The 12,745-nt window shown below is 38.0% G+C and carries 10 protein-coding genes; 5 read left to right on the top strand and 5 right to left on the bottom strand.

Annotated features, from left to right (window positions below; genetic code table 11):
- Positions 1-73: 73 nt before the first annotated feature.
- The gene (locus CXF89_RS17400; protein ID WP_121955317.1) at positions 74-454 is read right to left on the bottom strand and encodes a DUF3192 domain-containing protein; all 381 of its coding nucleotides are present in this window, start codon (positions 452-454) and stop codon (positions 74-76) included.
- Positions 455-639: 185 nt separating this feature from the next.
- Positions 640-1,584 (bottom strand): D-2-hydroxyacid dehydrogenase, encoded by a 945-nt coding sequence (locus CXF89_RS17395; protein ID WP_121955316.1) that lies wholly within the window; start codon positions 1,582-1,584, stop codon positions 640-642.
- Between the two features lie 387 nt (positions 1,585-1,971).
- Here CXF89_RS17395 and CXF89_RS17390 point away from each other — a divergent pair, with 387 nt between their 5' ends.
- Complete coding sequence (locus CXF89_RS17390) at positions 1,972-3,105, top strand: 1-acyl-sn-glycerol-3-phosphate acyltransferase (RefSeq protein ID WP_024590668.1); 1,134 nt, start codon at positions 1,972-1,974, stop codon at positions 3,103-3,105.
- 105 nt (positions 3,106-3,210) lie between these two features.
- Positions 3,211-3,456: a DUF1289 domain-containing protein gene (locus CXF89_RS17385; RefSeq protein ID WP_007586940.1), complete on the top strand. Its 246-nt coding sequence runs from the start codon at positions 3,211-3,213 to the stop codon at positions 3,454-3,456.
- On the opposite strand, the gene CXF89_RS17380 is transcribed toward CXF89_RS17385, so the two are convergent.
- Positions 3,453-4,151 (bottom strand): type 2 periplasmic-binding domain-containing protein, encoded by a 699-nt coding sequence (locus CXF89_RS17380; protein WP_024590669.1) that lies wholly within the window; start codon positions 4,149-4,151, stop codon positions 3,453-3,455. The two genes, CXF89_RS17385 and CXF89_RS17380, sit on opposite strands and share 4 nt — an antisense overlap.
- Positions 4,152-4,269: 118 nt before the next feature.
- Between CXF89_RS17380 and CXF89_RS17375 the strand changes: the two genes are divergently transcribed.
- From CXF89_RS17375 to CXF89_RS17365, 3 genes are read left to right on the top strand one after another with little or no spacing between them, the layout of a single operon-like run.
- Positions 4,270-4,473: a DUF3283 family protein gene (locus tag CXF89_RS17375; protein WP_002962585.1), complete on the top strand. Its 204-nt coding sequence runs from the start codon at positions 4,270-4,272 to the stop codon at positions 4,471-4,473.
- Between the two features lie 14 nt (positions 4,474-4,487).
- The gene (locus tag CXF89_RS17370; protein WP_010553303.1) at positions 4,488-4,889 is read left to right on the top strand and encodes a GNAT family N-acetyltransferase; all 402 of its coding nucleotides are present in this window, start codon (positions 4,488-4,490) and stop codon (positions 4,887-4,889) included.
- Positions 4,890-4,914: 25 nt separating this feature from the next.
- Entirely contained in the window at positions 4,915-9,417 is a 4,503-nt protein-coding gene (locus tag CXF89_RS17365; RefSeq protein ID WP_024590671.1) for an EAL domain-containing protein, read from the top strand.
- Between the two features lie 16 nt (positions 9,418-9,433).
- On the opposite strand, the gene CXF89_RS17360 is transcribed toward CXF89_RS17365, so the two are convergent.
- Positions 9,434-10,387, bottom strand: a complete 954-nt coding sequence (locus tag CXF89_RS17360; protein WP_024590672.1) for an ion transporter — start codon at positions 10,385-10,387, stop codon at positions 9,434-9,436.
- Positions 10,387-12,745, bottom strand: a 2,359-nt coding sequence (locus CXF89_RS17355; protein ID WP_121955315.1) for a bifunctional acetate--CoA ligase family protein/GNAT family N-acetyltransferase, incomplete at its 5' end; no start/stop codon positions are given. The genes CXF89_RS17360 and CXF89_RS17355, both read right to left, overlap by 1 nt.

Below are 12,745 nucleotides of genomic sequence, written 5' to 3'. Positions count from 1 at the left end.
GTTTTTTAACACAGGTAGCGACACGTTTAGCCCCGCAAAATGATTAAGTATTATTGCGGATTGGTATTATAGGTTACTGCGTGATCATACCTAAAGCGGTTTCACCAATGCCCACTAACTTATCATTTTTAAATACAAGTGGCGTACATTCATCTTTCGTTGTTTTAGAATCTGAATGCTTACTATGAGTTACATAAAAAAGTACTTGGTATACATCGTCATCTTTTTTTAATAGCTCTGTGAAATTAGGCGTTTTTAATTGCGTTAAAACAGATTGATAACTGCTATCCATTTTTAGCTCTGATATAGCTTCACGATTATTTTTATGTTGTGCTTGCCAGCTAGATGAATTCTTACCAGCCCAATGAGTCTCAGCTTCACCATCTGATACGGCAATAACACAGCCTGTTAAAAATGGAGCGATTAAAGCGGCTGCTAAAAGTAATTTTTTCATTTTTATTTACCTTAATAAGATTTTTAATTGGTTATTAGCTGTATTAAAGCAAAGAGTAGACCATATTTATAAGCTGTTATTAATCAGTTTGTTAAGTGGGTTAAGCTGTTTTTATCTAATAAAATATTAAATGTATTAGTAAAAACAGCCATTTTTTAGCTTATTTGATTACTACAATAAAATCACTACACCAAGCGGTTACGTGATTCGCCTTTATTAAATGCAGCAATATTTAAACTTACTTCATTAATTAAACGCACAATAGATTCAGTACTTGCCCATGCTATATGTGGAGTAAGTAAAAGGTTATTACCTTTGTAATTAGCAAGTGGGTTTGAAAGCTCAGCAGGTTCTTTAGTTAGTACATCAACACCGGCTCCAGCAATTAGGTTTTGCTCAAGCGCTGTAGCTAAGTCGGATTCGTTAATAATTCCACCACGTGCTGTATTAATAATTATAGCGCTTGGCTTCATCATTTTAAGCTCATTAAGTGCAATTAAATCACGTGTTTCATCTGTTAGAGGGCAGTGTACGCTGATTATATCGGCTGTTTTAATGACGTCTTCAAAAGGCGTACGACCATCGCGACATTTAACACCTTTGCGCTCTGCAACAATAACATTTGCGCCAAATGCCTCAGCCACTTTAGCAACGCCTTTACCTAGTGTACCACCGCCTATAATGGCAAATTTTTTACCTTGTAAGTCGTTAAAGCTGTAATCGAGTATGCAAAACATTTCACTTTTTTGCCACGCGCCTTGCTGGCAATCCGCCTGATAGCGGTGTGTGTTACCCAGTAAGTTAGTAATTAAAGAAAACGTATGTTGAACAACAGAAGGTGTTGAATAGCCAGCTACATTAGTTACGGCAATACCAAATTCTTTAGCGGCTTCTAGATCAACATTATTAGTACCAGTTGCACTTACACAAATTAATTTAAGCTGTGTAAGTTTGCTAATAGTGTCGCGATTTAAAACGGCTTTATTAGTGATTAATACATCAGCACCTTGGCAATGTTCAATAACTTGCTCTGGGCTAGTAAGTTCATAAGTCGTTAATTTACCAAGTTGTTCAATACCAGTAAGAGACGTTTTAGCTAACGTTGCGTTATCAAGAATAGTAATGTTCATTATGAGCCCTAAAATAAGTGGATCTGAAAGAGTTAAAATCGTAAAAAGATGCCTACGATCCATCAAAAATCTAAAATACGAGCTTAAGGTACTACGAAAGAAAGGCTTTGTTAATGGTATTACTACCAAATGATTAGAGGGCTTTGTATTAGTGGTCTGCCCACTAGCAGATTGAGAACATGGTATTTTGCTAGACTGATCAGATTTTTGCACTTTTAAGCAAGCTCATGGTCATAGAAGGTAATTAAACTCGGCTTTAAAGCAAGTTGCTAAAAATAAAAATCGTTTTTTTGGTTATTTCGCATTTTAGATTGGCTGAGTTATAATCGGATATAGACATAAACGGTGCGCTTTGGCGTACCGTTTTTTAACATTGTAGATGTAGTAATGAGTGAATTAGAAGATAAATACGCAGATATACGCCCATACAACGACGACGAAGTTGCGGCGTCGCTTACACGTTTAATTAACGATGATGCGTTTATTGATGTAATAGCAAAGTATAATTTACCGCGCTTTTTATCGGCAGTGCCTTTTATTGCGCGTCCAATGGTAAGAAGTCAGTTACGCAAAAAATGGGGCAAAGTAAGCACCGTTGAAGATGTGCAAAATGAAGTGGCACAATACTTAGATAAACTAGTGAAACGCACCACATCAAAAGTTACCTTTTCTGGGTTAGAACAGTTAGATGCTAACCAGGCCTATTTATTTATTTCAAACCACAGAGACATAGTGCTTGATCCTGCATTAGTTAACTGGGGTTTATACCAACATAAAATGAAAACAGTGCGTATTGCTATTGGCGATAATTTATTGCAAATACCTTACATTACTGAGCTTATGCGTCTAAATAAAAGCTTTATAGTTAAGCGCTCTGCTAAAGCACCAAAAGAGATGTTAAAAGCACTGACCCAATTATCGTCATACATTTATGATTCTGTGGTCGGTGGAAATTCTATTTGGATTGCGCAAAAAGAAGGGCGTGCAAAAGACGGTTTTGATCAAACTGATCCTGCGCTTTTAAAAATGCTGCAATTAAATGGGCGTAAACAAAAGAAAGAGTTTGGCGATTATATTAAAGAGTTAAAAATAGTGCCTGTTTCTATTTCTTATCAATATGAGCCGTGTGCAATTGCCAAAGCCAAAGAGCTTTACCACAAGCAACATCATGGTGAGTACGTTAAATCGGCTGGTGAAGATATTGCGAGCATTGTTGAAGGCTTTAGTACTGCTAAAGGGCACGTGCATTTAGCATTTGGGCAACCAATTGAATCTAAATGTGATAGTGCTGAAGAGCTTGCTAAAACAATTGATAGGCAAATTGTTGATTCGTTTTATTTACACCCAGGCAATTACATCGCTGGTGGTTGTAAAGATGCGGTAATAGACTCTCCTGATACAGCGACATTTGAACAACGTTTAGCCTGTGTACCTGAAGAGTTAAAACCATTAGTGCTAGCTATGTACGCTAAGCCATTTCACCGTAAAACAGAGATAAATACTAATAGCTGTGAACATTAATACTCACAGCTCAATGAAACTAAGCAGCAATTAAATTGCTGCTTTTTTTTTGCTCAAAAATAACGCTATACTAATACCTCCTCTTCAACTGGGCGGTACTTATGCATGCAACAAATTGAAATATTTGATATTCCAAGTCCTTGCAAGAGTATTTGCTTAGTTAATAACAGAGGGTATTGCAAAGGGTGTTATCGTAGTCGGGATGAACGCTTTTCGTGGAATACCTTAACTAACGACCAAAAAAAGAAGGTGCTTAGTTTGTGCCAGCAGCGCTACAAACGTTATCTTCAAAAAAAGCAGCAAAATGCAGTGCCAAGCACACAGGCGCAGCAGCAAGGGTTCGACTTTTAAAAGCTTAATCCATACTTGGCTCTTAGTGCGTATACAGTGCCATTGTTAGTTAAGTTAATTAATGACATTTTAAGCTTTTCTACCAAGTTTTCATTACGCTTATTTAAATAATGATAAAGCGGATAAGTATTCAACACTTCTTTTTCAAAGCAACCTTGAGGTGAAGGTAGCTCATTGTTTTGCATTATAAAGTTAATCATTAAAGCTCCCTGTACTTTTTTCTGAGCAAGCAAATTAAGTTGGGTATTCATGCTTTTAACTTTAATAATATTCCCTGCAAACTGTGTGCTTGCTAAATAATGTTCTTGGACAGGGTAGCCATCAACAATTGCGACGCTATCGAGCTGTTCTAAACTGCTAGGTAAACAGTTTTTATACAATACTAAGTCAAACTTAAAGAGCTCATAATCGACCCTAATTAAGTTTTCGTAATTTTCTTCAACGCTTGCATCTCTTCCTAACTGCCCATCAAGTACGCCATTATTTGCAGCTAGCAAAGCATTTTGGTGGCTAAAATCGATTATATGTATTTTAAAACCGATATCTGCGTATGCTAACTTTAATAACTCTAAGGCATAATCAGCTTGTGGTGTACTTTGCGGACGATTAAAAGTGAGGTTGTATTGATGACTAAAACAAGAGGCACTAAAAAATAAATTTACCAATAATAACAAGATACTAAAATGTCTATTCATTATCAGTTCCAATTACTACAGAAATAAATAAAATAAGACGCGTATAATAACAAGGAGATTACCTCTTGCCCAGTTTCGGGGTTAATCAAATAATTTTAAAAGCGAATGAGGAAGTATTGTGAGTTTTAATTTATGCTTATTGCCACGTGAAGAAAAATACCAAATTCAGTTAGATTATGAAGCGTCTTTTTGGGCGTATCAAATTAAGCGAAATAAAAAAACGAGAGAGCAAGTTTATAATACAATCCATAGCCGTCCAATGGCTGAACAAATGGTTTTGAAGCAAAAATTTGAGCAGTATTTAGCGCTAATGCTTAGCTAAGTGTTGATATAAAAATGTATATAGTTGAGTTGCTGGATGGGCTAAAAGTTCCACTCGTTAATAAATTTTATAAAAAACATAATGTAAGAGGGCGGGCTAATAAACAAGATAAGGTATGGGTTACTTACTATAATAATGAAATAGTTGCAGCATGTAGGTTGCAAGATAAAACAGAGTTCTTATTTTTATCTACCGTGTTTGTTGCGCTGGAACATCGCGGTAAAGGTGTTGCTAAACAGCTATTATCAACACTCTTAAAGTCGCAAGATAAGATGATTAATACCTTCGCATATAAAAACGTAGTTGATTTATATTGTGCTATTGGTTTTAACCAGGTGTTAACATATACTCTTGCTTTACAAGTACTTTTTGATACTTACAAACATCGAAATATAGTCGCTCTAGAGTACCCATAATAATAAATAATAATATGGAATAAGCATGAGTAAATGCGTTAATGGGATCATTAGTTGCTTTGTAGTTTTAATAACTATCCTAAGTTGCCAAGTAGGCGCACAAGTAAAACGTTTATCTCCAAGCGAAGGCTTATCGCAAAGCTACGTTAATACAATGCTTATCGACACTAATGGTTACCTTTGGCTTTCTACTGAGGCTGGGCTTAATCGTTATGATGGCTATCAAGTTATTCCAATAAACGGCCCTAATGGTGAATTAGAAGAAGCGATCATTGATCGTATTTACCAAGACCCTCAAGGGCACATTTGGATAGCCTCTTTACTTGCAGGCCTATTTAGATACGACCCCGTAACAGATTCATATCAGCAATTTCTAGAAAAACCTACCAGTGAAGAAGAAATTATCAATCAGTCTGTTTTTAGTATGGTGGCCGTTGATAAAAAAACACTTTGGATTGGCCGAGGCCGCGACTTTGCAAAGCTTGATATAGCAACCGGAAAAATCACAACTATTTTTGAGCTTCCGGCTAAATATAAAAACACCCTTGTGAGAAAGCTCTTTGCCTACAATGGTTATATATTTATAGGTACAAGCCATGGCGCATACGTATTTGATATTGCAACAGAGCAAGTTAGACCCCTACAGCACTTAAAAGGTGAAGCTGAGCATATTTACCAAAATAATGTTAAGTCGTTCGCATTAGGTGAAAATAAACAGTTGTTAGTAGGGGCGGTCCAAGGTTTATACGAAGTTGATATTAGTAACTTATCAAAAATGTTTGAACGCCCCGATTTACCTTTTGAAAGTAAGGTATTACTAAGTGACCTAAATGTTTGGAGCATAGTAAACGAACACGGAAAAATAGATTTAGCTACCGATAAAGGCTTGTTTAAATTTGATTTAAACACCGGGGAGATGATTAAAAATACTCGAATAGCCCAAAGTAAGTACACACTTGCCGATACCAGTATTATTGATATGGCTAAAGATAAATCGGGTGGTACATGGGTTGCGACTAAGACTGATGGTGCGTTTTATTTATCTCATGACAGCTATCATTTTAATAATGTCGATGGCACTTTGCTCGGGGGGGATGGTTTATCGCATCACTCTATCTGGGGGATTACCGAATATAAAGACAAGCTTTGGCTTGCAACGCATAACGGTATTACCGAGGTTGATTTAAAAACAAATATTGGTAAAGCTTATTTAAAAGATTACAAAGTCGACTTACTCACCACTGAGTTTACCGTATATGAAATAACGCCTTATAAAAATAATTTATGGCTTTATACAAATCGTGGTTTGTTTATTTTTGACCCTGTAACGCATCAAGTTAGCGAACCTAAAGTACATAACCCTGCTAATCAGGAGTTAATTACCGGTAGGGTACATGGCGTTACATTAATGCCAAATGGCGATCTATACTTTGTGCACTCAGATCATGGGGTATTTATATACAATATAGATTCTCAAGTAATAACGCGTTTGGGTGGCCAGTTTGATCAATTTGAACCCTTTTTAGCCCATGGTTTTTTACCTGCGCTGAGCAATAAACCAGATTCACCATTATTTTTTAATGCCGGTATTTTATACCAAGTAAACCCAAGTGATTTAGCACTTAAAATGATTTATAAAGTGCCAAAACAGCATGAAAACGTAGCCATTAGTGTGCTTTCTTACTTAATTGATAACAACAATATATTGTGGATATCACTTTCTAATTTCGGCTTAATAGGCCTTGACGCATCTACTTATCAATTAGTCCATACAATCGATTTAGAGAGGAATAAATTAGGCACTCTGCTATACGATATGGTGCTAGATGATGATGGCATGATCTGGATGAGTAGCCATAAAGGCATTTGGCGATTAAACCCAGAAACACTTCATTTTCAGCAATTTTCTACATCAGAAGGGCTACTCTCTGCTGAGTTTAATAGCAACGCCATGGCACAGCTCAAAGATGGCCATATTGCGTATGGTAGCTTAAAAGGTTTTACTTATTTTCATCCAATGGAAAACCAAAACTATCAGTCGCTTATTGATCACGTAAATATTACGCGAGTTGATTTAATGTCACGAGATTTATCGCTTGATTTAAAACAACCGCTCAACGAGGTTGTGTTAAACCATGATGATATAGGGCTTGAAGTTGCATTTTCGGCCATGGCATTTAGTAATCAAGAACGCATCATTTATGAGTATCAACTCGATAACGGACAAAAAAGTTATACCCGAAATAACAACCGTGTATTGTTTCCAAAATTGAATCCAGGTAATTATCAATTAAAAGTTTGGGCTAAAGACCCCCTGACTGGCGAATATACCTCGCCTGCTATTTTAAAAATAAAAGTAAAGTATCCGCTTTGGCGTGCACCTTATTTTATGGTGCTTTACGGCATGCTGTTTATTGGCTTTGTTGCTATGTGGGTTATGCGCCGTAATAAAATTCAGCGTATTTTATTGGCAGCAAATAAAGAAAGTAAAGAAAGCGAAGCGCGTTTAAAACTAGCGCTTGAAGGCAGCGAATCGGGTGTTTGGGATTGGGAATCAAGCAATCCAAGTATTTACCAACCTCGCTTAGCGAGTGAGTTAGGCTACGAAAATGAAACCGTGAGCCTTGACGAATATTTATCTAAAATTCATCCGCAAGACAAACAGCTATTTCGCTTAGAGTGGCTTGAGTTTTTATCTACCGATAAAGGTTACTTTAATTGCACCTACCGCCTGCGCCATGCAAAAGGCTATTGGCGCTGGTATAAGGATTTTGGAAAAGTAGTTGAGTGGGATGATAAAACGCCACAAAAAGTAGCGGGTACCTACACAAATATGACCCGTGAGATGGTGTTTGAAGAACACGCTTTACTATTTACGGCAGCATTTGAGCAAACACGTGATTGGGTGTTTATCCTCGATAAAAATTTAAATATTCGGGCTTCTAATAAATCACTGCAAACCGCCTTTAACTTCTCCGCTGAGTCGTTATCTAGTCGAGCATTAAATTTAGGTATATCGCGCAGCAATCGTTTTGATTATTTACGCATAATGCAAAAGCTATCCATTGGAGAGCACTTTTCGTGTGAAGACAGTGTAGTTTTAGCAAGTGGTGAGCCACGCCATGTACTTGTGAAAATAAGTGCAGTGGCCGATAACGAACAGCGCCTTAATAGCTATGTCATTATTTTAACCGATATAAATGCACAAAAATCAGCCGAAAATGAGCTGCACTTATTGGCCAACTACGATGCCTTAACAGGGTTGCCAAATCGTACATTATTTAATGACCGCGTTGAACACGCCCTTGAGCAAGCAAAATTGCACGAATGTAAAGTTGCTTTATTACATATAAATATTAAGCGTTTTAAATACTTTAATGACTCTTTGGGGCATGCAGTTGCTGATGAGCTAATTAAAGAAGTTGCTGAGCGTTTAAAATGCTCCTTGCGTCCGTCTGATAGTGTTGCTCGATTTGGTGGCGATGAATTTGTAGTGCTGGTGGAAGATATTCAGCAAATCGAACAAGTACTCATTATATGCACTAAGTTGATGGATTGTGTGAATCAAAATATTACGATTAATGGCCAAGTTGTAAACGTTAATTTAAGTATTGGTGTGTCTATATCACCAGATGATGCACAGCAAGGCTCTGCGCTTTTAAAAGCTGCGAGCATAGCGTTATATCATGCAAAAGACTCTTTAGAGGGGCGTTATCAGTTTTATAAGCAAGAGATGAATCAGCATGTTCAAAGAGCGTTGCATCTTGAGTCTCAGCTAACTAAAGCGTATCAAGAAGAAGAATTTTGTAATTACTACCAGCCTATCATTAACGCTGAAAGTCAAAAAACAGAAGGCTTTGAAGTACTGCTGCGTTGGCCTGAAAATAAGCTTGTGCAAACTCAAGAGTTTTCGGTGGCAGCAGAAGGTATAGGCCTAATTACAAAAATTATGCTGCAGACTTTTGCGCGCGCTTTATTAGAGCTAAAAGAGTGGCGAAAAGCCTCACCTAGCCTGTATTTATCTATTAATTTATCGGCTCTTGATTTTGAGTTTAAAGACCTTGTTCCTGAAATTAAAAAAGCGTTAAGTAATTCAGGAGTGTCGTCTGAGGCAATTGTTTTTGAAATAACCGAATCAATATTAATGCGTGATTCAAAAGAAGCGCTACACAGCATGGAACAACTTAAAAAGTTGGGTTGTAGATTGTACATGGATGATTTTGGTACAGGTTACGCATCGCTTACTTATTTAAAGCGTTTTCCTATTGATGTATTAAAAATAGATCGAAGCTTTGTACAAGACATAGGCATAGATTCTGACGATGAAGCTATTATTCAATCAATACTCGCGCTTGCAGATAGTTTAGGTAAAGAATGTGTAGCTGAAGGCGTAGAAAGCTCGCACCAACTCGCCTTTTTAAAGGCGCGAGGATGCATGCATTTTCAAGGGTACTTATTTAGTAAACCGGTACCTAATACCGAAGTACTCCCGCTTATTAATCGCAATTGGAGTGATATATTTAATTAATAATAGCAGTACTTATTTAAGGCCTTTTACCGCAGTGCCTGCAAAACAAATGGCTATTATGCTCATTCAACTGCGTTTTAATGGCCTTATTAGCTTCTAGTTTACTCAAGCCTAATTTATAGCGTAGTTCTTCTAGGTGTTCTTGTTGAGTATCATTAAGAGTGCCATCTTGAATTTGTTCATGTACGGCATCTTCAAAAAATTGACGGCGTTTACGTATTTGTTCTGAAAAACTAGACGCCAGTAAACCGGTAGGTATCGCAACCATTCCCATGCTCAGTAGTGTAATAACCCCGCCGAAAAACTTACCCAATGGTGTTATAGGTACTACATCGCCATAACCAACGGTTGTTAATGTTGCCATTGCCCACCACATAGCTGCGGGAATCGAGCCAAATTTATCGGGTTGTATGTCGTGCTCAATTAAGTAAATTCCGCATGAAGCTAAAATAAGCACGACGGCCATAATAAAAAAAGCAGCCATTAATGAACTACCTTCATCGTTAAAGGCTTTTAAAAGTAGCTGCATGGCGCGTGAGTAGCGAGTGAGTTTAAATACCCTTAATAGTCGGAGCACGCGTAAAAAACGTAAATCGAGAGGAAATAAAAACATCATTAAGCTTGGTAAAATCGCAATTAAATCAACAATTGCCAAAGGGGAGAAAAAATAGCTAAGCCGACGTTTGGTATGAGACCCTTCCATTGCTGCATATTGTGTTTTATCTACGCAAGCCCAAAGTCTGGCTAAGTACTCAATAGCAAAAATAGCGACCGAGACAATTTCTAAAACTAAGAATTCGTTGTAATACTGCTCTGCCACACTTGGGATTGATTCAATAACAATGGCTACAACGTTAATCATTATTAAGCTAATGAGTGCAATATCAAGAATATGTCCTGCTCGATGGTACTGGCCTGTGCCTTCAAACAGGCAAGCCATTTTTTGTCTTAAAGTGTGTGGTTCATTCATTATTTAAGTTTAAGTACCATATTAATACTGCCTTCTTCAAAGTCGCGACTAATTTTAAAACCTAACTTACGGGCAAGCTCAATCATCCCTGTATTCTCTGGTAAGGTTATGCCTTCAATCGATTCCACACCTTGACGTTTACAGTGGTTAATTGCTGCACTCATTAGTATGCGACCAAGCCCTAAACCTTGGCAATCTGAGCGTACTACAATGGCAAACTCAGCATGCAGGTTATCGGGGTCCATAATGACGCGAGACACACCTAATGTGCGAGTTTTACCTTCAAAGCGTTGGCACACAATAAACGCCATTTCACGGTCGTAATCAATTTGCGTCATTTTAGCGAGTTGATCGTGGTTAAATTGTGGTAGTTCGCCAAAAAAGCGTTTATATCTGTCTTCTTTATTAAGTGACTCGTCAAATACTTTATGAGCTTGTTCATCTTCTGGCTTTATTGGTCTGAGCGTAGCTTGGGTGTTGTTTTTAAGTGTTACCACTTCAACAAGTTCAATAGGGTAGGGACGAATAGATAAGCGCTTACGATTGCTCTGAGTTTGATAACGGCTAAGTGTCATGGTGGCATCGAGCACTAAAAACTGTCCATTACTGGCAAGTATAGGATTAAGTTCCATTGAGCTTATGTCAGGTTGATCAATAACTAACTGAGAAATACGCGTTAGCAGTGCACACAAACGATACTTATCAACTTTTTCGGGTAATATGCGCTCCTTTAGTACGCCTTTATCGTGCGCTGCGGCAATTAAATACTTTGCTAAGTTCATATTTAGTGGAGGCAGAGCAACAGCGGCTTGCGCATATTCAAGGCCGGTTCCTGCTTCACCTAATAATATAACAGGACCAAAATTAGGCTCAGTTTTAATCGCAATTCGCAGCTCATTTGCGCCTGCTCGCGGCGCCATTTTTTGCAATGAAAATCCTTCAATAACAGCATCCGGATAAGTGTTTTTAATACGGATAAGCATTGCAAAAGCAGTTTGTTCAACCTCGTTCGCGTCGTTTAAGTTAAGCACCACACCACCTACTTCAGACTTTGAAGCAATACTTGGGCTAATAAGTTTTAACGCGACCGGAAAACCAAGTTCTATGGCTTGCTCTCTGGCTTCTGTTGGGGTGTAAGCCACCTCAGTTTGAATGCATGTAATACCATAGTGATTTAATACTTGGCTTGCCTGATGGGTAGGTAAGTAGCTTTGTCCGTCATCTAAAAACTCATTAATAAGCGCTTTAGCTGCTACTTTATTTATTTTTGCGTCATCTGTATTCGACTCAGGTGTTTGCGTTAAATGCTTTTGGTTACGGCGATACGTTACCAAGTGCATAAACGCGCCAACAGCACCCTCTGGTGTTCTATAAGTTGGTATTGCGTTGTTTGAGCACACTTTTCTGGCGGCGTAAGATGCGTCTTCACCCATAAAATTAGTTATAACGTAAGGGCGTGCCATTTTGGGTAATGTTTGTAAGGTTTCTACAATAATGTTGGCGTAGTCTTCGCTGGGCGCAAGCGCTGAGGGAGTATGGATAATCAGTAAGTTTTTAACTTCTTTTGCGTGCAGTAAAATTTCTAATGCTTGCTTATAACGCGCAGGTGCAGAGTCGCCAAAAATATCCACAGGGTTTGAGGTGGTTTCTGATTGCGGAATTACTTTATTTAGCGCATTTCGGGTTTCAATGCTTAGTTCTGCTAATTTACCGGAGCTTTGAATTAGCTCATCAACGGCCATAACACCCGGGCCGCCACCATTAGTTAAAATTGTTAGTTGCTCTACTTTTAATAATTTTGGATGCATGGCGAGTGTTTGTGTCGCTGCAAATAGCTCTCGTAAATCATTTACGCGCAGCATACCCGCTCGTTGAAATAACGCATCGTAAACAGCATCAGAGCTTTGCTTTCCGCCGGTGTGAATTTCGGCTGCAAGTGCGCCTGCACTTGTTTTACCTGTTTTAATTGCAATTACAGGTTTACTAAAGGCCGCAGCTCTTGCTGCTGATATAAAGCCACGAATATCTTCAATGTTGTCAATGTAGAGTAAAATAGCTTTGGTTTTAGCATCACGACCTAAAAAGTCGAGTAGTTCATTAAAGTTTATATCAAGGCAATCACCTACCGATACAAAATATGAAAATCCAATTTCTTTGTTTTTAGCCCAATCTAAAATGGTTGAGCATACTGCTGCTGATTGCGATACAAATGCAATTTTACCTGGGCTTGCTACTGTATGTGAAAAGCTCGCATTTAAACCAATATGAGGGATCAGCAAGCCCAAACAATTGGGTCCAAGCAAAGTAACCTGTTTGGCTTGAGCGCATGCTTTAAGCGCGCTTTTTTGCTCTCCAGAA

It is taken from the genome of Pseudoalteromonas sp. MelDa3, assembly GCF_002863625.1.
GTDB classification, from domain to species: domain Bacteria; phylum Pseudomonadota; class Gammaproteobacteria; order Enterobacterales; family Alteromonadaceae; genus Pseudoalteromonas; species Pseudoalteromonas arctica.
The sequence above is the reverse complement of the archived record's forward strand: the minus strand, read 5'-3'. Positions and strand labels throughout refer to the sequence as shown.